This is a genomic window from Hymenobacter koreensis (assembly GCF_039541855.1).
Taxonomy (GTDB): domain Bacteria; phylum Bacteroidota; class Bacteroidia; order Cytophagales; family Hymenobacteraceae; genus Solirubrum; species Solirubrum koreensis.
In genome coordinates this window covers 54499-79898 of record NZ_BAABHA010000001.1, presented here as the reverse complement: position 1 = coordinate 79898, position 25400 = coordinate 54499, and the positions used below count along the sequence as shown (strand labels likewise).

Below are 25400 nucleotides of genomic sequence, written 5' to 3'. Positions count from 1 at the left end.
GAGGCGCTCGGCCGGGCGTTGTTCGGCTCCGCCTTTACTTGGCCGTCGGATACCAGTCGCGGAGCCGCACGTCGATTTTCCGGTTGGCGGCCTGCACGGTTTTCTGGAAAGCGGCCACGTCGCTCAGGCCGTTCTGGCCCCGGTAGTGGTAAGGATACACGATGCCCGGCTTGAAGGCCAACACGCCCTGGGCGGCCTGTTGCTCGTCCATGGTATAGGGCAGATTCATACACACAAACGCCACGTCGATGCGCTTGAGGGCGCGCATCTCGGCCACGTCTTCGGTGTCGCCGGACAGGTACACGTTCTTGCCGCCCAAGGTTAGCACGTAGCCGTTTCCCCGGCCTTTGGGGTGCCGGGAGTCGGCCGTTTCGGGCAGGTTGTACATTGGCACCGCCGATACGCTCAGGCCCAAGGTGTCGAGCCGCTGCCCGTTGCGCAGAATTCGCGCCTGCGCCCGATACTGCGCCGGCAGCTGGTCGGCCACCGCCTGGGGTACCACCAGCATAGCTTTGTTTAGAGAGAGGCCCGCCAGGGTTTTTGGGTCCAGATGGTCGCCGTGGATGTCGGTGATAAGGACGACATCGGGCGCCGCCAGCCCGGCATAGGCTTCGGCGCCGCCGTAGGGGTCTACGTAAATCGTTTTGCCGTTCCAGCTGAACACCACGCTGCCGTGCGTAATGGGCTGCACCGTAAGTGGCCCTTGGGCGGTAGCAATCTGGTCGGCGGCCGCACGCGGCGCGGGCGTGGCCGACTGGGCCTGCGTTTGCAACGCCAAAGCAGCCAGCGCGGCCGTGAGCATGAGGGTAGCTTTCATCTGTTGTTGTACCGGGGGTTAGGGAAATACCATGTTTCGCGGGCGGGCCCCATCGGACCCGCTGCCCCGCAGATCGGGTCAATAACCCTACCGGCTGTTATAAGTTCGCATCGGCTGGCGGCTCCGCCCCTGGGGCCAACCCGTTCCGCAGCCGGCAGGCCCGTGTTGGCCGCTTTTTCCAGCAAACGATTGGCGGCGTTTTTTGCACTTTGGCTACCGCGCTGCTGCCTTCTCCAGTCGTTCGTTAAGCGCCACACCCAGGCCGGTATTCGGCAGACGTTCGGCCAGCAGTTGTTGCAGGCCCAGCCCGTCGAGGCGGTGCAGGGCGGCGTAAAGGCCATGGGCGGCTTCGGCCAGGTTGCCGCGGCCGGGGCTGAGCACCACCTGCTGCGCCTCGGGCAGGCCCGGCACCGGCTCGCGCAGGGTGAGGGCGCCGGTGGTGGCGGGGTCGAAGGCGGGTACCGCTGCCAGGCCGGGACCGAAGAGCTGCAGCGGCGTGTGCGGCGAATAGTGAAAGGGCAACAAGCCGGGGCTGGCGGCGCGCTGCTCTTTCTCGGCGGCAGTCCGCAGGCGCGTGCCGGGTACCACCGCCCGGAGCATTTCCAGCGAAATAGCTCCCGGTCGGTATACCACCGGCTCCCCAGCCGGCCCGAAACCCACCACCGTGCTTTCGATGCCCTCCTGGCAAGGGCCGCCGTCGAGGATATATGGAATCTTGCCCCCCAGCTGGCGCTGCACGTGCTCGGGCAGGGTGGGGCTGATGTAGCCGAACGGATTGGCCGAGGGCGCGGCCAGCGGAAAATCGAGGCGGGCCAGCAGCTCCTGCACTAATGGGTGAGCCGGAATGCGCACGGCCACATCGGGCAGGCCGGCCGTAACCATATCGGGCACCACGGCCGGCTCGCGGGGCAGCAGCAGCGTGAGCGGACCGGGACTGAAGGCCGCCAGCAAGGTGTGGGCGGCGGCCGGCACGGCTTCGGGACGCACATAGCCAGCCAGGTGCGCGGCGCTGGCAAAGTGGAGAATCAGCGGGTTGCTTAGCGGCCGGCCCTTCACGACGAAAATGCGGCGCAGGCTTTCCTCGCGCAGGCCGTTACCGGCCAGCCCGTATACCGTTTCGGTGGGAATGGCCACCAGCTCACCGGCCTGCAACAGGGCGGCGGCGTGGTTCAGATCGGTACCCAGCAGCGTGTTCATGGCGCAAAACGAAGCGGCTCCGGGCGGTCGGAGCACCGGGCAAAGGTACAGCGACCCGGCCCAGCCCGGGCAATGCGCTGTTCTGGTCGGCAGCCGGTGTGCGGCAAACCTTCCAACGGCAGGCAGGTTGAACGGCTTAAGATCCGACACCGAGCCGTGCACCTGGGGTACCGTTTAGTAAGCCGCGTTCGACGACAGATCGACTTAACAAAGCAGAGGCAGGTCACTGCTTGCCGAGCTGATGCGGTGCGTTTCGCCTTGGTTCCTTTCCAGTTCAAAAAAGGGCTTACTGGCTCTTTTCGTTGTTCTTTCAAGCTAATTCCAACCAAAACAGGAACGCGGCTTCAGGCATAAAATCTGATTCATTGACACGAAAACGCCCCGCTGACTCTCTGCCAGCGGGGCGTTTTAATAGGATCGGCCCCGAACTACCGAACCGGGCGGAAGTAGTCGGGCTGCAAGCGCCGCCGCACGGCTTTGGGCAGCGGCCGCCCCTGCTGGTAGGCTTTGATGTAAGCTTCTTCTTTTTTGCTGCCGAAGCGCACGAGCTTGGACAGGCCCACCGCCAGCAAAGGCGCCGCCACAACGGCCGAGGGGCCGATGCCGGTGTCCTCGTTATCGGTGAGGACGCCGCGCAACAGCACCAACGAGCCCACGGCGGTAAACGCCGTGCCGCCGTTGCGGCGCTTGCGGAACAGGTTGCGCACGGCGTCGATGGAATCGGGGGCGACGCGGGGCGGCGTCATGGCAGCCACGGCCGGCGGCGGAACCGGCGCTTCGGGCAGGACCGGGGTGCTTTGGGCCCACGCTCCCGCAGCGGGCATGGTTAGTAAAGCAACTATCAGGATATGCTTGCGCATGGAGGATCGGGATGGAGTTGGCGGAGCAAGATAGCGCCTGCTCCGCCAACCGGTGGGGGCTTTCTTTCCCGCCCCTAACGCCTTTTCGGTGCTTATTGTTCGGTTCGGCCAGCACGGCCGGGGCCTCGGTAAACTATCAACTCCCTGCAGGCCTCCATAACCCTCGATAAACCCCGAAACCGCGCTGGCTGCATACCGGCGGTGTTTCGGGCCCGACGCGCGGCCTGCCGTTGCTACTTCCGCTCGTTGTAGCGGCGAGGAGCCTGAAAGAACTTCGGCTTCAGCCGGCGCCGCACCCAGGTTGGTAACGGCTTCCCTGCGGCGTAGCTCGTGAGGGTTTCCTCCAAACGGCCGTTGCTGAAGCGCACCAGCTTGCTCACGCCGTAGCCCGCCGCCAAGCCTCCAATGATAAACACCGGCGCGGGGTTAGCGTCGGACTCATCTACCACCACTCCGTTGATGCTCCGTTGGTTGGCCCCGCGCGACGCGGCGTACCCGCGCACGGTGGCAATGCCCGATGTTACGAGCCACGCCGCGCCGCCGCCCTGGCGTTTAGCAAACAGGTTGATGATGGCCACGGCGGTGTCTTTCTGCCCGTAGCGCGCCAGCATTTCCTGCTTGAAGGTTCGTTTGGCAACGGTGCCGGGTTTAGCAGCCGGGGCCGATACAGTCGTTTTTACCGAATCGGGAGCTTGCGAAAACGCGCTGACAGATAGCAACAGGCAAAAGGCCAAGAAGACTGAATGCTTCAACATTGGAGTCGTTGTAACGGCAATAAAATGAACGCAAGGTAGCCATGGTTTCGGGCAGGCCAATGCTTCGATTTCAGCTTTTGCGGTTGGCATGCCACGCTCGTTGCGGTGGCCATGCCATGTTTGCGGGGGCGCTTCGGTGGTGTTTGCAGAACTGCGACTGGCAACGTTCCCGGCATCGTTTGCGCAAATAAAGGCGCTCTTTCAGGCGTTGGAGGCCGGTTTATAGGACTAATATTCAAGTCATTCTAACCCGCAACCCTCCCCTCCATGCATCAAACTTTTACGCAATTTCGGCGAACAAACGCCTTGCGCTGGTCCTGGCTAACGCTGTGCCTGGTGCTGCTGACGTCGGTTTTCGGCGCGCCGCTTTTCGCCTACGACCTGACCGTGGCCAAGGACGGCACCGGTGACCACACCACCGTGCAAGCCGCTATTAACGCCGCGCCCACGGGCCGCACCACGCCGTTCACCATTTACATCAAAAACGGCCGCTACAAAGAGAAAATCAATGTTCCCTCGAGCAAGCCGTTTTTACAGATTATCGGCGAAAGCGTGGCCAACACCATCCTTACCTACGACGATGGCGCCAGCACGCCGCTGCCCGGTGGCGGTACCATTGGTACCCAGAACTCGGCTAGCTTTACGGTAAACGCCACAGATTTTTCAGCCCTGAACATCACCTTCGAAAACTCCTTCGGTGATGGTTCGCAGGCCGTGGCGGTGCTCTTAAACGCCGACCGCGCTGCTTTCTACAACTGCCGTTTCCTGGGCAACCAGGACACGCTCTACACCAAGGGCTCGGGCACGCCGCGCCACTACTTCCGCAGTTGCTACATCGACGGCAACGTGGATTTCATCTTTGGCAGCTCGGTGGCCTTGTTCGAGAACTGCGTGGTGTACGCCAAAACGCGTACCTCGGCGGGCTCGTCGTACATCACGGCGGCTAACACGCCGGCCGGCCAAACCTACGGCTACGTGTTCCGCAACACCAGGCTACCGGCCAACACCGGCGGCACGCAGTACGTGCTGGGTCGGCCCTGGCAGAACTCCACCGGCAGTTCGCCGCTGGCCGCCAACAAAACCGTGTTTCTGAAGTCGCAGATGGGCGCTGGCCTGATTGCCCCCGCGGGCTGGAGCACCTGGGACGCGGGCACCAACACCAGCCTGATTACCTATGCCGAATTCCAGAGCCGCACTTTCAGCGGCAACCTGCTGAACGTAAGCCAGCGCGTAGCCTGGTCGCAACAGCTCACCCCGGCCGATACCGCCGCGTACACCCGCGCTAACGTGCTGGGTAACTGGGACCCTTGTGCCGTTTCGGCGGGCTTCTGCGGCAATGCCGCCGCGGAAATTGCCGTATCGAACTTCCGCGCCACCAAAGGCGCCACCCAAAGCACCTTGAACTGGAACATCAGCTGGGCCATTAACCAAGTGAAGTACGAGCTGTTTCGCTCCACCGACAACACCACGTTCAGCAAGCTGAGCGAGCTGACGGCCCAGAACGACTCGACGTACAACTTCCAGCTGACCGATGCGCTGCCGCCCGCTGGCAGCATTTACTACTATTACCTGCGCGCATCCAAAGCTGGTTACGCCACCCACACCACCGAAACCGTTCAGGTTTCGAGCGCGCCCACCATTACCACCACGGGTACTTTGGGCGCTTTCGCGCAGTACCAAACCGGCACTTCGGGGGTGCAGACCTACAACGTTTCGGCCGTTAACCTAACCGCCGACCTGACCATTACCCCGCCCGCCAACTACGAAATTTCGATTAACGGCGGCACTACGTGGTCGAGCGCGCCGATTGTGCTTACCCCAAGCAGCAACACCGTGGCCGCCACCACCGTGAGCGTGCGTTTGAACGCGGCCACGGCCGGCACTTACGCCGGCAACATTACCCACACCAGCGCCGGCGCCCCGGTAGCCAACGTAGCTGTAACGGGCACGAAAGTGAACACGCAAGCCGCGGTTTCCGAAGTGCTGCAGTGGTGGCCCATGACGGTTAACAACCAGGACAGCGTGGCCGTGCGCTCGTCTGCCGTAACGGCCAGCACCTCGGTGCTGCGCAACCTCTACGTTTCGAACGGCACTACCGTACCCGCTATCCGGGCGTACTCGGCCAAGTTTGGCCAGGCTTTCGGAACCACCGCCAACGGCGACGGTTCGTGGGGTACAGCTGTTGGTGGCCCTGGGGGCAACCTCAGCCGCAAGTTTTACGAGCAGTTCACGGTAACGGCCGCGGCCGGCCGCAGCCTGCGCCTCGATTCACTGCTGCTGACGTCGGCTTTCTACAACACGGCCAGCAACACCAAGCTGGCAGTAGTGTACTCGCTCAGCGGCTTTGTAGCCGACTCGGCCGATGTAACCGGTGGTCGGGGCCCGGCAGGCGGTTTGCTGAGTACGGCCAACGGCGGTTTCACCACGCCCATTCTGCTGGCAAACCAAACTGGTGGCCCCACCAACACTTACCGCCTGGCCTTGGCTGGCGCTACGGGCGTCACGCTCGCGGCCGGTCAAACGGTAACCATTCGTTTGTACTTCAGCTGCGGTAGCTCCAGCACGGGCCGTTACGCCATGCTGCGCAACGTGGTGGCCAAAGGCGAAGATCTGACCCCAGCCGCCTGCAACGCCGCCTTTGCTTACTCGGGCAACGCTTACTGCGTCAGCGGCACGAACCCGACGCCGACGATTACGGGCACGACGGGCGGCACCTTTGCCTCTACCACCGGCCTAAGCCTGAACGCTACCACGGGGGCCATCAACCTGAGCGCCTCCACGCCCGGCAGCTACACCGTAACCTATAACGCCAGTGCCACTTGCAGTAGCACCGCTACGGTAACGATTACGGCGCCAGCTACGGCCGGCTTCAGCTACGGCACGCCGGCTAGCTACTGTACCTCCGCCCCGGCTACGACCCCGGCTACGCTGGGTGCGGGCGCTACGGCCGGCACGTTCTCCTCGACGACCGGGTTGACGCTCAACGCCACCACAGGCGCTATTACGCCATCGACCTCTACCCCCGGCACCTACACCGTGACCAACACGGTGGCCGCCTCGAGTGGCTGCGCGGCCGTCACGGCCACGGCCACGGTGACGATCCTGGCCACGCCGGCGCGCCCGACGGTGAGCGTGCAGTACACCACGCCGGGCACGGCCATTTTGACCAGCTCGGCCGCCACGGGCAACCAGTGGCTGCTGAACGGCGCGCCCATTGCCGACGCCACCGGCCCCACCTACACGGCCCCGGGCGGCACCCAGCCCGGCGCCTACACCGTGGTGGTGACCAACGCCTCCGGCTGCACCTCGCAGGCTTCGCTGCCGCTCACCGTCACGGCTACGGCCAAGCCGCTGGCCGGCACGAGCCTGCAGGTATTCCCCAACCCCACCCGCGACGGCAAGGTCACCGTGGAGCTGAGCGGCTACCGCAAAGCCGCGCAGCTGACGGTGCTCAACACCGTGGGCCAGGTGGTGCTCCGCCAGTCCATTGCGGCCGGACAGGTGGCCGCAGCGGTGGACCTCTCGGCCCAGCCGGCTGGCATGTACCTGCTGCGCCTGACCACCGAGGGTGGCACGGACACTCGCCGTATCGTACGCGAGTAAACCCACGTTACGCCGCTTGAAAACACGCCCCGCCGGCTCTGCCAGCGGGGCGTGTTTGTTTCTACCAGACAGCCGGGCATATACGTAGCCAGATCGGGGCCACTTGTTGTTGCTGCAGCTGCCGGAGCTGGATTCGGCCGCAGCGTGGCTGTGCTTCAGTTTCTCGAAAATAGATGCAATTATTCACTGCTTTTATGAAATGCGACGGCGTTTTTCGCCAACTTTAGTGCCCTTATAGTTCAACTCTCTTGATTCTGTCTTGCTATATCTTCTTCTGACTGCTGCCCTGAGCTGCATCGGCTTCAATTCCTGACTCTTTTCATGGCTTCTCTCCGTAAAACGACCGAAGCGGCCTTCGCATGACTTCATTCCCCTTCACTTTTTTTATATGACCAACTTTTTACGTGCTACCCGAACACGGGTAACGTCTGGTTTACGGACTTCTGGCGGGCGGCCCTGGCTGCTGGCCGCACTGGGCCTATTACCGTTAATGAATACGCAGGCGCAACAACGCCCGGCCGTGTACACCACGGAGGTGTCTGCCAGCCCGGCTTTGTCGGCGCCGCAGCAAGCTACCCCGCGCGCGGCCGCAACCGTGCGTGCACCGCGGGTAGCCCGGCGTGGCATTCAGGCGGCTATTAGCTCCACCGCCACCGGCGGCAACTGGAGCGACGCGGCAACCTGGACCGGCGGCGTGGTTCCTACCGCCGCCGATGACGTTACCATCGTAGGTGGCGCCACGGTAACGCTGGACGTGGCCGCCAGCTGTGCTTCCCTTACCGTAGCTACCGCCGGCTCCCTGCTGACCTCGGCTACCACGGGCTACACCCTGCAAGTGGCCGGCAGCGTGACCAACAACGGCACGCTGGACCTGAGCGCAAGCAGCGCCATCGGCTCGAGCCTGCGCTTTACCGGCCCCGGCGACGTGACTTTTACCGGCACAGGTACTACCGACCTGCAGTCGGTAACCCTGGCCAAAGCAGTGCGCGACGACGTGGTGGACATGAACCTGCCGGCCTTCACCGTGCAGGGCGGCGCTCCTGATCTGCAGGGCTTCCTGCTCACCCGCACCACCGCCACCCCCGCCGCCGACGACATGACCGGCACCCTGAAAATTTCGGGTACGGCCACCATCAGCGCCCGGGTATTTGGTAACGCTGCGGCCTACGTGATTCCGGCTACCGGCAGCTTCTGGCTGAACAACCCCAACTACACCGTAGTCGCGCAAACAGGCTCCCCTACGGTTAACGGCTTGCTGCGTATTTCGGCGGGCACGTTTAACGTGGGCAGCAGCAGCGGCAACTCCCTTGCCTTCGGGGCAAGCTCTGCCTACATCATGGAAGGCGGCACGCTGAACACAGCAGGCCGCTTCACGAACTTCACCGGGGCAGCTACCGTCTCGGGCACCATGACCTTCCTGATGAGCGGGGGCACGCTGAACGTGTCTACCGTAGGCAATGCCTCCGCTACGCCTTCCTTCGGGGTAAACGGTGCAACCACCATTTCGGGCGGTAGCATTAACCTGGTGCAGCGCAGCACAAACGCTGCCCCGCTCGACTACTACGTGGCGGGTAACTACACCTTCACCGGTGGCACCCTGAACGTGGGTACGGCGGCTACGGCCACCAACTTCGATTTCCGCATCCGCGGTAATGCCCCGAACATTACCATCGACAACACCAACAACGCCAAGAGTGCCTTGCTCGCCGGGCAAACCAACCCGTTCGGCACGGTGCTTATTAACACGGGCGCCACGCTCAATTTGAACGGCGCTATTCTGCTCCAGCTGGGAGCGGCCATTACCAACAACGGTACCCTTACGGGCACCGCCACCGGCAGCCGCCTGTATTTCCAGGGCTCCGTGGCACAAAGCATTGGCGGTACCGGCACGGTTACCAGCCCGCTCGTGCAAATTACGTTTCAGAACAGCGGCCCCGGCGTAACCCTAGGCATGCCAATCGTTACTCGTAACGTGGCTATGTTCCGTGGCAACGTTATCAACGCTAACAACCTCACGCTGCAGAGCACCAGCACGGCGCTGGCCGTGGTTTCCTTCGGCCTGAACGCTCCTACTGCCTCGGCCGGTAGTTTCGACGTGGCACCCACTTTCGACATTACCTCCAGCGGGCTGTACTTGATTTACAACCCCGAGCTGGCAGCCCGCACCACGGGCACTGAGGTTCCGCCCTCGCGCACGGTTTACTTTCTCGACATCAACAACCCGCAGGGCATTACGCTGGCGGGCGGCGACCTGACCGTTAACGGGGCCTCATCCACGGCCAGCACCCTGACTTTGACAGCCGGTATCGTAACGACGTCGGCAGCCAGCAAGCTCATCATCGGCAAAGCCGCTGCGGTGTTGCCAACGGGCTCGGCCACGTCGTACGTGAAAGGGCCGCTGGGCATTACGGTGAACAGCGCTACGGCGGTGTCGCGCACGTTTGCGGTGGGCGACGCCACGGGCTGGCGCCCGGTGGTAGTGGGCGGCATTACCAACACTGCCGACCAAACCTACACGGCCACGGTAATTGCCGGTGCTACCGGCGGTACCGGCGCACAGCTTGCCCTGAACCCCACGCGCTATGTGCGCCTGGAAAACACGGCTAACCTGCCGGCTACCGCTACGGTTCAGCTCAGCTACGGTGCCGATGACACGAGCGTAAACGCAACCACGGCCGTGGTGGCCCAGGCGCCTACCGCTACCGGTACTTACGTTTCGCGCGGTGGCGCTCCGGTTACCACGCCCATCACGGGCATCGTTTCTACGCAGAACATTGTGCCCGGCAACGACTTCTTCGTGCTGGCCGCTCCCTCGGCCTGCAACGCGGCTTTCACGTACGCCAGCGCTACGTACTGCACCACCGGCACGAACCCCACGCCCACCATCACGGGCGACGCCAACGGCGTGTTCAGTTCGACGACTGGTTTGACGATTGACGCCGCCACCGGCGCTATTGCTTTGGCAACTTCCACGCCCGGCACGTATACGGTGACCTACACGGCCCCCGGAACCTGCACCGCTACTGCTACAGTAACGATTACGGCACCGGCCACGGCCGGCTTCAGCTACGCCGCTACCAGCTACTGCACCTCGGCTACGGCTACCGCCACGCCTACCCTCACCACGGGTGCCACGGCCGGCACGTTCAGCTCCACTACGGGCCTGACCATTGACGCCACCACCGGCGCCATTACGCCTTCGACCTCTACCCCCGGCACCTACACCGTGACCAATACGGTGGCCGCCTCGGGTGGCTGCGCGGCTGTAACGGCTACGGCTACGGTGACGATTACGGCTCCCGCTACGGCTGCGTTCAGCTACGCCAATGCCACGTACTGCACCACGGCTACGGCTGCTGTTGCTCCTAGCTTGGCTACGGGCGCTACGGCCGGCACGTTCTCCTCGACGAGCGGTTTGACCATTGACGCCGCAACGGGTGCCATCACGCCGTCCACGTCCACGCCTGGCACCTACACGGTAACGAACACGGTAGCTGCCTCCGGTGCTTGCGCCGCCGTTACGGCCACGGCCACGGTAACGATTACGGCGCCGGCCACGGCGGGCTTCAGCTACCCGGCCACGGCCAGCTACTGCGCCGGGGGCACGAACACCGTAACGCCCGCGCTGGCTACTGGCGCTTCTGCCGGCACGTTCTCCTCGACGACCGGGTTGACGCTCAACGCCACGACGGGCGCCATCACCCTGGCCACGTCGGTAGCGGGTACTTACACGGTAACGAATACGGTGGCCGCCAGCGGCGGCTGCGCGGCCGTCACGGCCACGGCCACGGTGACGGTGAACCCGACGCCGGCGCGCCCCACGGTCACGGTGCAGTACACCACGCCGGGCACGGCCATCCTGACCTCGAGCAGCGCCACGGGTAACCAGTGGCTGCTGAACGGTGCGCCCATCGCCGGCGCCACGGGCCAAACCTACACGGCCCTGGGCAACACCCAGCCCGGCGCCTACACCGTCGTGGTGACGGGCACCGGCGGCTGCGCTTCCCAAGCCTCGCTGCCACTCACGGTTACGGCCACCCAGAAGCCGCTGGCCGGCTCTTCGCTGAGCGTATTCCCCAACCCCACCCGCGACGGACGGTTGACGGTGGAGCTCAGCGGCTACCGGAAGCTGGCCGAGCTGACGGTGCTCGACGCCACGGGCCGCGTGGTATACCGCAGCGAGGTGAAACCAAACGCCAATGGTTTCACGCAGCAAGCTGTTGATTTGAGCAGCCTGCCCCGCGGTATGTATGTGCTGCGCCTCGTTACGGAAGGCGGCACCGATACGCGCCGCATCGTGCGCGAGTAACCCCGCGTTACGCTTACCCCTCTGCAGCGCCCCGCCGGTTCTTCCGGCGGGGCGTTTGCGTTTAAACTCAGGCTGAAGGTTGCCGCACAGTACACGGAAATGCCTGGGTCAGGCCTGCATATTACGCCGTCGTGTAGTTTTGCCGCATGTCCGTTTTTCAGACCTACCTCCAACTCGGCTTCTTCCACATTTTCAACCTGCAGGCCTACGACCATCTGGTGTTCCTGCTGGCGTTGTGCGCGCCCTACGTACTGCGCGAATGGCGGCGCGTAGTGGCGCTGGTTACGGGTTTTACCCTGGGGCACTCCCTCACGCTGGCCCTGGCTACGCTGGGCGTGGTGGTGTTTCCGGCGGCGGTTATCGAGGCCCTTATTCCAGTTACAATTCTGCTGACCTGCGTCTTCAATCTGATTCAGGCGCCCCGGGGGCCGCGCCGCAACGATACGCGCCGGCCCGCGCCCGTGTGGCTGGCCTGGCCGAACTTGCTGGCCGTGGTGTTCGGGTTGATTCACGGCCTCGGGTTTTCCTCTTACCTGCGCGGGCTGCTGGGCGCCACCTCGCGGCCGGTGCTGGAGCTGCTGGCCTTTAACGTGGGCGTGGAGCTGGGCCAGCTGCTGATTGTGCTCCTGATTCTGCTGGTGGGCTTTGTGGTCGTGCGCGGGTTTCGGGCCGCCCCGCGCGACTGGGTTATGGTAGTCACCGGCATTGCGGCCGGGGTAGCGGCGGTACTTTTGCTGGGCCAGCTGAACGCGTAGGCGCAGGCGCCGGCGGTGCTACCAGCGTCGCACGTAGCTGATGGCGGGCAGAATGGGGAACAATGCCAATTGGCGCAGGCGCCAGCGGTTATCCTGGCCGCGGTTGAAATACACGTAGTACGGGTTCTGGCGGCTGTACGCGTTGTACAACCCCACCTGCCATACCCGTTCGCCACGCTTCACACGCTTTGGAAACACGGCGCCTACGTCGAGGCGGTGGTAGGCCCGCATCCGAAAGGAGTTGCGCGGGCCGTACAGCTCCGCCCGGTCGAGCTGGAACCGATTGCCGGGGCTGGCGCCGGGCGGAGCGTCGGCGTAGCCGGGCAGGGCCGCGTCGTATTGGCCCTGGGCCAGCGTGAGGGCGTTGCCGGTATTGTACTGCCAGGTAGCCGTGAGCTGTACGAGGTTCTTTAGCTCGCGCATTACCACCACCGACGCCCCGTGGCGCTGGTCGTACCGGAAAGGGTACCAGCGGCCCGCGTTCAGGCCCGTAAACTGCCGCTCGTTCCGGCTCAGGGTGTAGCCCACCCAACCCGTGGTGCGGCCCTGCTTTTTCTGCGCCAGCAGCTCCAGACCGTACACGCGGCCGCGGCCGCCGGTTTCCAGCCGCTCGGCCCAGTTCAGGGTGCTGTTGTAGAAGGTAGCGCCCTCCCGAAACTCCACGAGCCCGAGCAGCCACTTGCTGAACACCTCGCCGCTGAGCTCAATGCCGGCCACGCCGGGCCGGCTCCAGGTAGCGCCGGCCGTGAGCTGCGCGGCCCGTTGCGGCGGCACGTCGGGGGTAGCCGGCACCCACAGGTCAATGGGCAGCCCGGCGCCGTTGTTAGACAGCAGGTGCAGAAACTGCCGCATGACCGACGCCGACGCCGTCAGGCGCAGATTCTCGCGCAGGGCATACTCCCCCGATGCCCGCGGCTGCACCGACCACCACGTGCGGCCGGCCCCGTAGACCACCGCGTACAGCCCGCCGTTCAGGGTCAGGCGCGGCGCGGGCTGCCAGGTGTCTTCCAGATAGGTTACCACCTCGGTTGCCCGCACCGGCGCGGCCCCGAAGGTGCTGTCCACGTTTTGGGCCGCACGGGCGCCCACGTTTACCACGTAGTGGTTTTGCCCCGGCTGAAAAACGTGCCGGGTGAGCCCTGCCCCAAAACGCAGCGTATGGGCTGAATCCAGGTGCAGGACGAAGGCGGCACGCAGCAGGCCATCGGTTACGCCGGCCCGGAAACGGGCTTCGGAATACGTGGACCGAGCGCCGCTCGGGCCGCTTTCGGCGCTGCGGGCGGTTTGGCCGTTGCGGTAAAAGAAATCGGTAACGCCGGCTGAGAAGACGGCGCCCAGCCGGTTGGTAAAGTCGTGGTGCCAGCGCAGGGCCGCCAGGGCGCTGCCGTAGCGCAGGTCGCTGCCGCCGCGGTACTGGTAGCGGTAGCCACCGGGGGCCGTGCGCGTCAGGTCTTTGGTGGTCACAAACAGGCGGTCGGCGCCGGTGTAGGCCAGCAGGCTGAGGCGGTTGCGTGGGCTGGGCCGGTCGGTTAGGTGCAGGGTCGCGTCGTGAAAGGCGTAGCCGCCGCTGGTCTCACCGGCGGAGCTTTTCAGCGACAACGGCCGGGTAATCAGATCGAGGTTGCCGCGGCGCACCGACAGCACCGCCGTGGTACGGCCGGGGCGTAGGGGCCCGTGCAGGGCCAGCCGCGTGGCCAGCACGCCCAGGGCCGCTTCGCCGTGCCAGCGCTGGGGGTCGCCCTCGCGCAGGCGCACATCCAGCACCGAAGACAGGCGCCCACCGTAGCGCGCCGGAAACCCGCCCTTTACCAGCTGCACCCCGTCGATGGCGTTGGCGTCGAAAACCGACAGGAAGCCGCCCAGGTGCGTAACGTAGTAGAGGGGCACGTCGTCGAGCAGCACCAGGGTCTGGTCGGGGGAGCCGCCGCGCACGTACAGCGCGCTTCGCCCCTCGGGCCCGCCCTGCACGCCCGGCAGCAGCTGCAAGGGGCGCAGCACATCGGTTTCGCCCAGCAGGGTGGGCATGCGCTTGATTTGCGCCCGCGAGAGACGCAGCGTACTCAGGCCCGGCAGGGTGCCCGCTTCTTCGGGCCGTTGTCCGCGCACCTGCACCTCGCCCAGGGTGGCGGTGGCCGGGCGCAGCCGGAAATCGAGCCAAGCGGGCCGGCGGGCCGACGCTACCACGGTTTGCGTGGCGTAGCCCAGCAGCGCGGCGGTGAGCTGTACGGAGTCGGCAGCAGTTACGCGCAGGGCGTAGCGCCCGGCGGCGTCGGCGGTGGTGCCGGTTCCGGGGTGGTCGGCCACAAACACGGCGGCGCCGGGCAGGCCCTCGCCGGTGCGGGCGTCGGTTACGTGGCCGCGCAGCAGGGTGGCAGGCGCGGTTTGGGCCCGCACCACTAGCCGCGACCCAAGCAGGGCGCCGAGCAGCAGCGCCACCAGTAGGCCCTGTTTCATGGACGACGGGGCATGGCCAGGGTGCGTTCGGCGAAGCAGGCCACCACGCCGTACCCACCCTGCACGTTGGTGTACAGGTTCACGGGCTCGCCCTGCCAGAGCACTTGCAGCGGGTCGTCGGCGTAGGTGGTTTGGTTGTACCGGTGGCGCGTCCAGGACTTGCGGAAGCGGTAGTAGGCGCGGCTGGTGGTGCGCAGCACCAGCGGCTGCGTGCGCGCAGGTTCCACTCTGGGCCCGAAAAGGGTTCCGAGGTTAAACTGAAACCGCAGCTCGGCGGTTTGGTCCCGAAACAGCCGGTCGCTGAAAAACGCCGTTTGGGGGTTGTAGAACAGGTCGCCTTCGGCCACAAAAACGGGGTCGGAGGTGGCGCCGAAGTCGCCCCACAGCATCCGGTCGATTTCGTAGAAAGTAGCCCCCGGCAGGTCGGGCAACGTCAGCACGGCCTCGGCGTACAGCAGGCTGTTGTTGGCATCGAGGCGCACCGGCCAGCGGTGGTAGGCCGTGGTGCGCAAGGTGTCGAAGAGCAGCGGCACCGTATCGGTGGCGGCCACGCTGGGGAAGCCGGGTGCCGTGGCGCGCAGGTTAACTATCTGGCCGTGGGCGGGGAAAACGGGCGCGGCGGCGCGGTACCGGCCCTGGCCCGCGGGGACCAACGCCTGGCTTAAACGCCCGTCCAGGTACAGCTCCACGTGGGCGTCGTTTACGGCGCGGCGGGCGCTGTCGGTCATCGCGGTTACCCGGCCCACATACACCTCCACGGGTTTGCCGGCCTCCAGGAGGGCGCCAAGCACCAACCGGCGCGGTGGCGCGGGCAGGTCTTCGTCGATTTCCCGGATGCACCCGCAAATGCACCCGAGAAGGATCAACGTTATCAGGCTTTTAAGGATGGGGGAAGGTTTCGTCACTTGCTGATTGATAAGTAAAGGCCGCTGCTGCCACCGCGGCCTGCAACTTCCCGGAAGCCATTGCTTGTAGCGGTTTAGCGAACGGTGCGCCTGCCTCGATTGCGCATCAACCTCAACCTAATAAGTCAGCTATCAATATCTGCAAACAGATGTACTGAGCCGGTATTCGCTACGGCTCACGGGTTCGGTACAGGTGGTTGCTCTTGTAAAAGCCAAAGGCTGGTTGCTGCATAACGGTAGATGCTGTCACCTATTGTAAGCAGTTCCTTGTTGTTTGCAGCCCGCGCCACAACGAGGCTCATCTTGTGACCGGACTGGCCCGCCGCGGCCCCCAAGCCACATACCGCCCCGGCGCAGGTGCCGCCCGCTACGCCCAGCGTCACCGCATTGGGTGGCTCTTCAGCTGCTTGAGGCAGTTCTGGCACGTAAGCACCCGCTAGGGCAAATTTGAATGCCATTTTCTGGCCTTCCTGTACTGGGCAGCTACCGTACTCCGGCTGCGCAACTGTCAGCAGTTCCTATGGACAAAGCCCAGCCCCCGCGAAACTCTTCCTACAAAAAAATCCGTTGGCGGAAGTACGCGGCGCAACACTTGGGCTGCGGCTGTGTTTTTGGGTTTCTTCTGGAGCTGGGTTTGGCGTGAAGCAGCTATTCTGCTGACGCTGCCCTACCTTCAAGGCCGCATTCATTGCTCCGTTTTCGCTTCTCACTCACCGTATGCGTTTACACCTTCTCCTGACTGCCGGCCTGGTTGCAGCCCTGGCCGGTCCGTTGGTGGCTCAATCCACCCACTCGGGCACCGACAAGTTCGCCCAGCTGGGTACCGAACTGCCCACGCCCAACACCTACCGCACCGCCTCGGGCGCCCCCGGCGCCGACTACTGGCAGCAGCGCGCCGACTACAACATCAAGGTCACGCTGAACGACGACAACCAGAGCATTACCGGCTCGGAGGACATTACCTACACCAACCTCTCGCCCGACAAGCTCACCTACCTCTGGCTGCAGCTCGACGCCAACATTTACGCGCCGAACTCCATGACGGCCTCCACCCAGAACGCCGAGCTGAAAGACAAAATGTCGGTGCAGGCGCTGGAGTACATTGCCCGCACCGGCTTCGACGGCTCCTTTAAGATTGACGACGTGCGGATGAAGGGCGGCAAAAACCTGCCCTACACCGTGAACTACACCATGATGCGCATCGACCTGCCGCAGCCGCTGGCCCCGAAGCAGTCGGTGACGTTTTCGGTGAAGTGGCACTACAACATCAACGACCACCTGAAACTGGGCGGCCGCTCGGGCTACGAGCTGTTTCCGGAAGACAAAAACGTGCTCTACGAAATTGCGCAGTTCTACCCGCGCATGGCCGTGTACGACGACGTGAACGGTTGGCAGCACAAGCAGTTTTTGGGCGGCGGCGAATTCACCCTGCCCTTCGGTGACTACCGCGTAGCCATTACCGCCCCCGCCGACCACATTGTGGGCGCAACCGGCACCTTGCAGAACCCCGACCAAGTACTGACTGCCACCCAGCGCAAGCGCCTGGAGGAAGCCAAGAAGGCCAAGAAGCCGGTGGTTATTGTGACTCAGGCCGAGGCCACGCAAGCCGAAAAGAACCGCGCCAAGAACACCAAGACCTGGGTGTATAGCGCGAAAAACGTGCGGGACTTTGCCTGGGCTTCGTCGCGCAAGTTCATTTGGGATGCCATGGGCATCGAAATTGAGGGCAAGCCGGTAATGGCTATGTCGTACTACCCCAAGGAGGCCAATCCGCTGTGGGGTCAGTACTCTACGGAGTCGGTGGCGCACACGCTGAAGGTGTACTCGCGCATGACGGTGCCTTACCAGTACCCCGTGGCCATTTCGGTGCACGGCAACATTGGCGGCATGGAGTACCCCATGCTGTGCTTCAACGGCTACCGGCCGGAGAAAGACGGCACTTACTCAGCCGGCACCAAGTACGGTCTGATTTCGGTGGTGATTCACGAAGTGGGCCACAACTTCTTCCCCATGATTGTAAACTCCGACGAGCGGCAGTGGACGTGGATGGACGAAGGCCTGAACACCTTCATGCAGTACCTCACCGAGCAGGAATGGGAACGTAATTACCCTTCGCGCCGCGGCGAGCCGCGCCAGATTGTGGACTATATGCGCGCCGACAAGAACGTGCAGAACCCCATCATGGTCAACTCCGAGAGCGTGCTGCAGCTGGGCAACAACGCCTACGGCAAGCCCGCCACGGCCCTGAACATTCTGCGCGAAACGGTAATGGGCCGGGAGCTGTTCGACTACGCCTTCAAGGAATACGCCCGCCGCTGGGCCTACAAGCACCCCACTCCCGCCGACTTCTTCCGCACCATGGAAGACGCCTCGGGCGTAGACCTCGACTGGTTCTGGCGCGGCTGGTTCTACACCACCGACCGCACCGACCTCGCCATTGAGGGCGTGCAGTGGTACAAAGTGGACTCGAAAAACCCCGAGGTGGAAAACGCCCGCCGTCGGCAGGAGCTGAACGCGGCCCCGCAAAGCCTCTCGCAGCAGCGCAACCTACAGGACATCAAGAAGACGTTGGTGGACGACGAGAAGCCCGGCCTGAAGGACTTCTACAACAGCTACGACCCGCTGGCAACTACCGAAGCCGATAAGGCCGCTTACCAGAAGTACTACGCTTCCCTCTCGCCCAAGGAGCAGGAAATCCTGAACAAGGGTTTGAACTTCTACCAGGTGAACTTCCGCAACATTGGCGGCTTGGTAATGCCCGTGGTGGTGCAAATGACCTTCGAGGACGGCAGCAAGGAAGTGGTGAACATTCCGGCCGAAATCTGGCGCAAGAACAACGAGCAGGTAACCAAGGTGTTCGTGACCGAGAAGCCCGTGGCTTCGTTTACCCTCGACCCCTTCCTGCAAACCGCCGACACGGACCTCTCGAACAACGCCTTCCCGCGCCAGCTGGCGCCCTCGCGCTTCGAGTTGTTCCAGCAGCAGCAACGTCCTGCTACGAATCCCATGCAGCGCAACGTGTCGTCGCAGCAGCCGCAGCGCAACAACGGCACGGGCACCACGGGCGGCGGGAATTAATTCTTGCTTCTCTTAGCTTTGAACAGCCGGGCCGTTTGGTCCGGCTGTTTTTATTTGTGGATCTTTCTACTCTTGGTTCACCTACCTGCATTCAAGATGAATCGGCTGTTTTCCCTGGTGGCTTGCTTAGCAGTACTGCTCGTGCTACAAGCTTGTGCTACTGCTTCACAGAAACCCCTTAAGCCGGGGGCTAACGAACCCGCTGCCGTACGCAACGAGCTTTATCACACCATTGCTCGGATGGATAGCCTGATGTTTGAGGCATTCAACCGTCAAGACGTAGCCAAGCTGGGCACCTTCTTCGCCTCAGATGTCGAGTTCTTCCACGACAAAGGAGGTCTGACCAACTACGAGCAAACCATGGATGGTTTTAAACGGCTCTTTGCCAACAACCAGCACACCGGCTTGCGTAGGGAGTTGGTGCCCGGCACCCTGGAAGTATATCCTATTCCCGGCTACGGAGCAGTAGAAACACATTTGCATAAGTTCTGCCATAAAGAAAATGGCAAAGACGACTGCGGCGTATTCAAGAACATGATGATTTGGCAACAACGCGGCACGGAATGGAAAGTGACCCGCGTAGTAAGCTACGACCATTAACACCGCTACCTGACATCTGTATTTCTCACCTGATTTTAGGGCGGGCATGAGCTCCTTCGCCGCATTGCTAGTTTCTGCTCATTCTTCTTCACCGCTACAAATGCGCCGTTTTCTCCTTCCGATATTGCTTAGCGGCCTGCTCCTCGCCGCCGCTCCCCGCTCCTACCCCGGCGCCCCGGCGGCCCTGAAAACCGCTGCCGTTAAAGACCTCGATGCCGCGTCCGCCAAGTACCGCGACGTGGCCCAGCAAATCTGGGGCTTTGCCGAAGTAGGCTACAAGGAAAAGCGCAGCTCGGCGCTGCTGCAGCAACTCCTGCGCGACAACGGCTTTGCCGTGGAGGCCGGCGTGGCCGATATTCCGACTGCCTTTGTGGCCACGTACGGCAGCGGCCAGCCGGTTATTGGCCTGCTAGCCGAATTTGATGCGCTGCCGGGCCTCTCGCAGCAGGCCACGCCCAGCAAGCAACCCGTTGCGGGCCAGGATGCCGGCCACGGTTGCGGGCACCACTTGTTTGGCACGGCCAGCGTGGCAGCGGGCGTGGAGCTCAAGCAGCTCATGGCCCAGGGCAAGTTCAAAGGCACTATCAAAGTCTATGGTACGCCGGCGGAGGAAGGTGGCAGCGGCAAGGTGTACATGGTGCGCGCCGGCTTGTTCAAGGGCGTGGATGCGGTTATTCACTGGCACCCGGCCAACGAGAACCGCACCATGCTCAATAACTACCTGGCTAATTCCTCGGCCAAATTCCGTTTCCGGGGCGTGTCGGCGCACGCGGCCATGTCGCCGGAGCGTGGCCGCAGCGGCCTCGATGGAGTGGAAGCCATGAACCACATGGTGAACATGATGCGGGAACACGTGCCGCAGGAAACGCGCATTCACTACGTAATTACCGGCGGCGGCAAGGCCCCCAACGTGGTGCCCGATTTTGCGGAGGTATACTACTATGTGCGCCACCCGAAAAAGGACGACGTCAAGGCCATTTTCGCGCGGGTAGTGAAGGCCGCCGAAGGCGCTGCCCTGGGCACCGGCACCACCATGGAGTACGAAGTCATCGGCGGTACCCACGACCTGTTGCTCAACCAAACGCTGGCTCAGGTACTCCAGCAAAACCTGCAGCGCGTGGGCGGCGTGCGCTACACCGAGGCCGAACGCAGCTTCGGCCAGCAGATTCAGGCCTCGTTAGGCTTCCCCGCCCCGCCGCTGGACGCTGCCAGCCAAATCGGCCCCTACACCCTGCACGAGGGCGGCGGCAGCACCGATGTGGGCGACGTAAGCTACGTGGTGCCTACCGTGGGATTGGAAGCCGCTACCTGGGTGCCCGGCACGGCAGCGCACAGCTGGCAGGCCGTGGCCTGCGGCGGCACCGAAATCGGCTCGAAGGGCATGCTGGTGGCCGCCAAAACCATGACCCTGACCGGCCTTGACCTGTTTACCACGCCCTCTTTGCTGCGGCAGGCGCAGGAGGAACACCGCCGCAACGTGGGCAGCTACCAGTACCAGCCGCTGCTCGGCAACCGGCCTCCAGCGCTGAATTACCGCGACTGAGGTCCATTGAGCTGATATAGCTTCTTGGGCCACAGGTCCGGTTTGTCCCGGTAATTTTCTTGTAGTTTACCCCACACATCAATCTTCATCTTACAGCCATGGGCCTCCTCGACGCATTACTCGGCAACGCTTCGGAAAGCGACATCAACGAAACCCAGGAAGAGCTGCTGCGCATCCTGGGCTCCAACGAGCGGGTGGAGCGCGCTTACGCCATCATCCGCGACCAGATCATTTTCACCAACAAGCGCCTGATTCTGGTAGACAAGCAGGGCGTAACGGGCAAAAAGCGCGACCTGATGAGCGTACCCTACCGCAGCATCGAGCGGTTCAGCATGGAAACCACCGGCCACTTCGATATGGACGCGGAACTGAAAATCTGGATTCGGGGAGAGGCAGAACCCGTCAGCAAAACCTTCCGCAACGACAAAACCATTCACGACGTGGCCCGTGCCCTGGCCGAATACGCGCTGTAGAGTAAACACTAATCTTGGACTATCGTCATCCTGAGCGCAGCGAAGGACCTTTTCGCATAAGAACAACTTGTTCACGCGTGGCAAGGTCCTTCGCTGCGCTCAGGATGACAGTTGTTTTATGTTCTCTTTCGCCTATTCACAGTACGTGCGGGAAATTTTCCGGCACTAAAATCGTTGTGGCTCCACGGCAGCCCGCGTAGTTTCGGGCTTCGTTTGCTTTAAAGTATTCCGCGCGTGCTGGTTTCCACCCCTTTCTTTCGCTTCCGCTTACGGCCGAATTCGGCCATTCGTTTGGTAGTTGTTCTGTTCTTATTGGCCCTCGGCCACGCCAGCCAAGCCCAGTACCTGCTCAAGGGCACCACCATCGACAAGGACACCAAAGAGGTTATTCCCTTCACCAGCATTGGCGTGAAAGGCTCCTCGAACGGTACCACCAGTAACGCCAACGGCGAGTTTACCCTGCGTGTGTCCACGCTGCCCGTCACCCTTATGGTATCGGAGCTAAGCCACCAGCGCGACTCCGTGGTGGTAACCAGCGCCGAGCCGGCCTTGCAGATTGCTCTTGCCTCGGCCAGCATTGTACTGCCCGAGGTGGAAATCAAAAGCTACGCCGCCACCTTGGTTACGCGGGCTTACAGCCACATGAAGGCCAACTACAGCCGTAATTTTTATGGCAAGGCCTATTACCGCCAAATCACGCGCCTCGACAACGACCCTACCGAGCTGCAGGAAATGATCTGGAACGTGAAGTCCAGCAACGCCCGCATCGAGGGTACGTCGCTGGCGCAGGCGCGCTACGCGGCCAAGGACGCCATCATCAACTTCCGCGACTTTTCTTTTTACACCCGCGCCTACGGACTTTACGATGCCAACGTGGACAGCACCAAATCCTTGGCGCTGCTCTCGCCGAACGCGGCCGAAAACTACATTCTGGAACTGGTGGGCGTAATTCAGCAGGGCGACCGAGACGTAGCGGAAATTAGCTTCGAAACCAGCCCCAAGCTGAAAACCTACCGCGCCAAGGGCACCGTGTGGATCGACGTGGACAGCTACAAAGTGGCCCGTTTCCACATTACCACGCCCAATTTTACGGGCTCGGCCAACAACCCCACCTACAAGTTCAAAAACACGCAGCTGGAGTTCGACATCGTGTTTCAGAACTCGCCCGGTCCGGTTTCGCCGCTCGACCACATCAGCACCAACCTGTCCTTCGACATTGAGCGGCCCGGCGTGAAACCCAAGCGCATGGCGGTTTCGGCTTACACGTTCTTCTTCGATACCGGCGAAACGCCCGCTGCGGCGGCCGTGTACCGCAAGCCGGCCCTGCAGGAGAAGGACCTCGACGAGATTCGCAAAACCAAGTACGACCCCGAGTTCTGGGCCAACAACCCGGTGGTAAAACGCACGCCGCTGGAAGACGAAGTAGCCGAATCGTTCGAGAAAAAGGGCGCTTTCGGTACCATGGTGAAGCCCCAGCCGACCAAGCCCACACGCAAGCTCCAGCGCTAAATCATCAACTTTACTGCTTATTATGCCCCGTTTCTCAACAGCTATACTATTTGCCTTGTGCGCCACGGCTGCCCTAAGCAGCTGCAACGACGACGACAACCCCACGGTGCAATGCGTGGAGGCCACGGTGGTAGGCCGGCATTGCGCCGCTCCTTCGGGCACCTATGGTTATGTGCTGAACCTGAGTCAACCCAACGGCAACACCGCGGGTTGGGTTGATTCCGTGGGCAACCAGTATTCATTCGCCGTTACTGCCCTCAACTTACCCGCCGCCCTGCGCGTGCCCGGCCGGAAAGTCTACCTGACCGCCCACGAGGCTACGGCGGCCGAACGCGACGCCCTTGGCCCGCGCACCGCGCAATGCACGGCGCCGCCCCCGCTTATTACCCTGGAGATTATACAGGCCGAGCCCTGCAAATAGTGTCGGCGGTTGCTTTTTTGCACCTACCTGATAAAAAATTGCAAGGCTGATGCAACCGAAAAAAACAGTGGCTGGCTCTTAGAAGCAAATCAACCGCTCTTTTTTCGACAACTGCATGAAAGCTTCTTTGCTCTCCGCCTCCGCGGCTTTATTGGTCCTGCTGGCTTCCGGCTGTGAACATCTCTCCAACTGTGAGCCAACGCCCCGCTGCGTGAAAGGAATTGTGCTGGCCAACACCTGCATGGCTGGCACCCTCATCCAACTCCAAGGCGTCAGCTCGGGCGGCCAAACCATCGAATACAATTTCGATGGCACCGGCAAAAAACGCTACGACCACGTGATTTCCACGTACTCGGAGCTGAATGGCCTCAGCAGAAAGGGCCAGACCATTTACTTCACGTACCAGCAAGGCGGTAAAGAGCCTGATTTCCGTTGCCTAGCCGCCGACGGCCCCGACACGCCGGTAGCCGTTTACACCGTTTCGAATGTCTCCGATTCGGCCTGTAACGAGGGCGAAGTCACTACCAATTAACGCCTCATCTACTTCATAAAAAAAGCCCGTTCCAACGACTGGAACGGGCTTTCTTTTTACTCTGAGCTTACGCTGCGGGGGTTTGAATAGCCGGCGGTGTGGGGTTGTACTGCGGTGTGGCCACTTGGTGTTCGGCGGCGCGCTTGCCCATATCGTCCTTCATGTCGCGGCGATTAAAGGGGCGAATGATGAGGCGCAGGGCCTGATCGGAGCTGATGTAGCTGAAGGCCCAGTCGACGAAGGCTACCACTTTATTGCGGAAGCCCACGAGCGTCATTAAGTGCACAAACAGCCACGTCAGCCAGCCAAAAATGCCGTTGAAGTGTACGTCTTTGGGCAGGTCCACCACGGCCTTGTTGCGGGCCACAATGGCCATAACGCCTTTGTTCTTGTACACGAAATCGACGGGCGTCTGGCCTTTGGCCAGGCGACGGAAGTTCTCGGCCAGGTGGTCGGCTTGCTGCTGGGCCACGGGTGCCAGCATGGGCAGGCCTTTGGGCATGTCCTCGGTCACCATGTTGGCCACGTCGCCGATGGCAAACACGTTCTGCATGCCTTCCACCTGGTTCCAGCGGTTCACGTTGATGCGCTTGTTGCGGGTTACCACCGGCTCGGGCAGGCCCGGCAAAGCGGCTCCGTTCACGCCAGCGGCCCAAATCAGGTTTTCCGTCGGAATGAAATCGGTTTCGGAGTAGTAGGCGCGGCAATCCTCGAAACGCTTGATACCGGTGTTCAGGCGCACTTCCACGCCCAAATCCTGCAAATAGCGCAAGGAATCGGCCTGCGACTTGGCCGACATCGGGCCTAACAGCGCGGGCCCGGCCTCTACCAGAATGATCTTCATCTTATTCAGGTCGAGTTCGGGGTAATCCTTGGGCAGCACGGTGCGCCGCATTTCGGCTAACGAGCCGCTGATTTCTACGCCCGTAGGGCCGCCGCCCACTACCACAATGTTCATGAGGGCCTGCCGCTGCTCAGGGTCTTCCTTGAGCAGGGCCTTCTCGAAGTTCTGGAAAATGTAGCTCCGCAGATTCAGGGCGTTCGGAATGCTCTTGATCTGCATGGCATTCCGCTCGATGCTTTCAATGCCGAAGAAGTTCGTGAGCGAACCGGTGGCAATAACCAGGTAATCGTAGCTGATGTCGCCGATGTTGGTGTGCACCGTATTCGACGCTGTATTTACGTGCTCCACGTCGGCCATGCGGTAGAAGAAATTCTTCTGCCCGGCAAAAATCTTGCGGATGGGGTAGGCAATGCTATCGGCCTCTAATGCCCCCGTGGCTACTTGGTAGAGCAGTGGCTGGAAGTTGTGGTAGTTGTGGCGGTCGATGACCACAATTTGAACGGGGTCGTGCTTCAACGCCTTGGCCAGGCGCAGGCCGGCAAAACCGCAGCCAATGATGACCAGGCGCGGGTTATTGGATTTCGGAAGGTTCGTATCCATAGAAGACCGGAGAAAGTGCGGGGAAAGGTAACCCGCGGTGACGTAATGCGGCCATTCCTCAACTTTACCGGAAAACGTGGGCTGTGGTTGCCTCACCCCCCGGCCCCCTCTCCAAGGGGAGAGGGGGAGCCAAACGTCAGCAACG

Annotated in this window: 17 protein-coding genes; 10 read left to right on the top strand and 7 right to left on the bottom strand. The window is 62.5% G+C overall.

Features of this window, described 5'->3' with window-relative positions:
- Positions 1-34: 34 nt before the first annotated feature.
- The 4 genes from ABD903_RS00335 to ABD903_RS00320 form a co-directional block, all read right to left on the bottom strand.
- Entirely contained in the window at positions 35-817 is a 783-nt protein-coding gene (locus tag ABD903_RS00335) for an MBL fold metallo-hydrolase (protein WP_345220327.1), read from the bottom strand.
- Between the two features lie 213 nt (positions 818-1030).
- Positions 1031-2014 carry an L-threonylcarbamoyladenylate synthase gene (locus tag ABD903_RS00330; protein ID WP_345220325.1) on the bottom strand — a complete coding sequence of 328 codons (984 nt, stop codon included), beginning with the start codon at positions 2012-2014 and terminating at the stop codon, positions 1031-1033.
- A gap of 428 nt (positions 2015-2442) precedes the next feature.
- Positions 2443-2874, bottom strand: a complete 432-nt coding sequence (locus tag ABD903_RS00325; RefSeq protein WP_345220324.1) for a hypothetical protein — start codon at positions 2872-2874, stop codon at positions 2443-2445.
- Between the two features lie 233 nt (positions 2875-3107).
- Positions 3108-3629, bottom strand: a complete 522-nt coding sequence (locus tag ABD903_RS00320) for a hypothetical protein (protein ID WP_345220323.1) — start codon at positions 3627-3629, stop codon at positions 3108-3110.
- Positions 3630-3896: 267 nt separating this feature from the next.
- Between ABD903_RS00320 and ABD903_RS00315 the strand changes: the two genes are divergently transcribed.
- From ABD903_RS00315 to ABD903_RS00305, 3 genes are all read left to right on the top strand, one after another.
- Positions 3897-7232 carry a pectinesterase family protein gene (locus tag ABD903_RS00315; RefSeq protein ID WP_345220322.1) on the top strand — a complete coding sequence of 1112 codons (3336 nt, stop codon included), beginning with the start codon at positions 3897-3899 and terminating at the stop codon, positions 7230-7232.
- A gap of 490 nt (positions 7233-7722) precedes the next feature.
- A complete protein-coding gene (locus ABD903_RS00310) occupies positions 7723-11541 on the top strand; it encodes a T9SS type A sorting domain-containing protein (protein ID WP_345220320.1) in 3819 nt (1272 codons plus the stop codon).
- 146 nt (positions 11542-11687) lie between these two features.
- Complete coding sequence (locus tag ABD903_RS00305) at positions 11688-12296, top strand: HupE/UreJ family protein (protein WP_345220318.1); 609 nt, start codon at positions 11688-11690, stop codon at positions 12294-12296.
- Between the two features lie 18 nt (positions 12297-12314).
- Here ABD903_RS00305 and ABD903_RS00300 read toward each other — a convergent pair whose 3' ends face one another.
- Both ABD903_RS00300 and ABD903_RS00295 read right to left on the bottom strand, forming a co-directional pair.
- Positions 12315-14750, bottom strand: coding sequence for a TonB-dependent receptor (locus tag ABD903_RS00300; RefSeq protein WP_345220317.1), 2436 nt, complete (start codon positions 14748-14750; stop codon positions 12315-12317).
- On the bottom strand, positions 14747-15616 hold the full coding sequence (locus tag ABD903_RS00295; protein ID WP_345220315.1) for a DUF4249 domain-containing protein: 870 nt from the start codon (positions 15614-15616) through the stop codon (positions 14747-14749). The genes ABD903_RS00300 and ABD903_RS00295 overlap by 4 nt, the downstream gene beginning before the upstream one ends.
- Before the next feature lie 756 nt (positions 15617-16372).
- Between ABD903_RS00295 and ABD903_RS00290 the strand changes: the two genes are divergently transcribed.
- The 7 genes from ABD903_RS00290 (at position 16373) to ABD903_RS00260 (ending at position 23811) form a co-directional block, all read left to right on the top strand.
- Positions 16373-18733, top strand: a complete 2361-nt coding sequence (locus ABD903_RS00290) for a M1 family metallopeptidase (RefSeq protein ID WP_345220313.1) — start codon at positions 16373-16375, stop codon at positions 18731-18733.
- Positions 18734-18829: 96 nt separating this feature from the next.
- Positions 18830-19333, top strand: a complete 504-nt coding sequence (locus tag ABD903_RS00285) for a nuclear transport factor 2 family protein (RefSeq protein WP_345220312.1) — start codon at positions 18830-18832, stop codon at positions 19331-19333.
- Positions 19334-19433: 100 nt separating this feature from the next.
- The gene (locus ABD903_RS00280; protein WP_345220310.1) at positions 19434-20876 is read left to right on the top strand and encodes an amidohydrolase; all 1443 of its coding nucleotides are present in this window, start codon (positions 19434-19436) and stop codon (positions 20874-20876) included.
- A 98-nt stretch (positions 20877-20974) separates the two neighbouring features.
- The gene (locus ABD903_RS00275; RefSeq protein WP_345220308.1) at positions 20975-21349 is read left to right on the top strand and encodes a PH domain-containing protein; all 375 of its coding nucleotides are present in this window, start codon (positions 20975-20977) and stop codon (positions 21347-21349) included.
- Between the two features lie 234 nt (positions 21350-21583).
- Positions 21584-22858 (top strand): carboxypeptidase-like regulatory domain-containing protein, encoded by a 1275-nt coding sequence (locus ABD903_RS00270; RefSeq protein WP_345220306.1) that lies wholly within the window; start codon positions 21584-21586, stop codon positions 22856-22858.
- 22 nt (positions 22859-22880) lie between these two features.
- On the top strand, positions 22881-23279 hold the full coding sequence (locus ABD903_RS00265; RefSeq protein WP_345220305.1) for a hypothetical protein: 399 nt from the start codon (positions 22881-22883) through the stop codon (positions 23277-23279).
- A gap of 115 nt (positions 23280-23394) precedes the next feature.
- Positions 23395-23811 (top strand): hypothetical protein, encoded by a 417-nt coding sequence (locus tag ABD903_RS00260; protein ID WP_345220304.1) that lies wholly within the window; start codon positions 23395-23397, stop codon positions 23809-23811.
- Positions 23812-23878: 67 nt separating this feature from the next.
- On the opposite strand, the gene ABD903_RS00255 is transcribed toward ABD903_RS00260, so the two are convergent.
- Entirely contained in the window at positions 23879-25255 is a 1377-nt protein-coding gene (locus ABD903_RS00255) for an NAD(P)/FAD-dependent oxidoreductase (RefSeq protein ID WP_345220302.1), read from the bottom strand.
- Positions 25256-25400: the final 145 nt, after the last annotated feature.

Coding starts and splice junctions, on each gene's coding strand:
- ABD903_RS00290 (WP_345220313.1), top strand. CDS start 16,373: ATGCGTTTACACCTTCTCCTGACTGCCGGCCTGGTTGCAGCCCTGGCC.
- ABD903_RS00260 (WP_345220304.1), top strand. CDS start 23,395: ATGAAAGCTTCTTTGCTCTCCGCCTCCGCGGCTTTATTGGTCCTGCTG.
- ABD903_RS00320 (WP_345220323.1), bottom strand. CDS start 3,629: ATGTTGAAGCATTCAGTCTTCTTGGCCTTTTGCCTGTTGCTATCTGTC.
- ABD903_RS00280 (WP_345220310.1), top strand. CDS start 19,434: ATGCGCCGTTTTCTCCTTCCGATATTGCTTAGCGGCCTGCTCCTCGCC.
- ABD903_RS00315 (WP_345220322.1), top strand. CDS start 3,897: ATGCATCAAACTTTTACGCAATTTCGGCGAACAAACGCCTTGCGCTGG.
- ABD903_RS00300 (WP_345220317.1), bottom strand. CDS start 14,750: ATGAAACAGGGCCTACTGGTGGCGCTGCTGCTCGGCGCCCTGCTTGGG.
- ABD903_RS00285 (WP_345220312.1), top strand. CDS start 18,830: ATGAATCGGCTGTTTTCCCTGGTGGCTTGCTTAGCAGTACTGCTCGTG.
- ABD903_RS00325 (WP_345220324.1), bottom strand. CDS start 2,874: ATGCGCAAGCATATCCTGATAGTTGCTTTACTAACCATGCCCGCTGCG.
- ABD903_RS00265 (WP_345220305.1), top strand. CDS start 22,881: ATGCCCCGTTTCTCAACAGCTATACTATTTGCCTTGTGCGCCACGGCT.
- ABD903_RS00305 (WP_345220318.1), top strand. CDS start 11,688: ATGTCCGTTTTTCAGACCTACCTCCAACTCGGCTTCTTCCACATTTTC.
- ABD903_RS00255 (WP_345220302.1), bottom strand. CDS start 25,255: ATGGATACGAACCTTCCGAAATCCAATAACCCGCGCCTGGTCATCATT.
- ABD903_RS00275 (WP_345220308.1), top strand. CDS start 20,975: ATGGGCCTCCTCGACGCATTACTCGGCAACGCTTCGGAAAGCGACATC.
- ABD903_RS00335 (WP_345220327.1), bottom strand. CDS start 817: ATGAAAGCTACCCTCATGCTCACGGCCGCGCTGGCTGCTTTGGCGTTG.
- ABD903_RS00330 (WP_345220325.1), bottom strand. CDS start 2,014: ATGAACACGCTGCTGGGTACCGATCTGAACCACGCCGCCGCCCTGTTG.
- ABD903_RS00310 (WP_345220320.1), top strand. CDS start 7,723: ATGAATACGCAGGCGCAACAACGCCCGGCCGTGTACACCACGGAGGTG.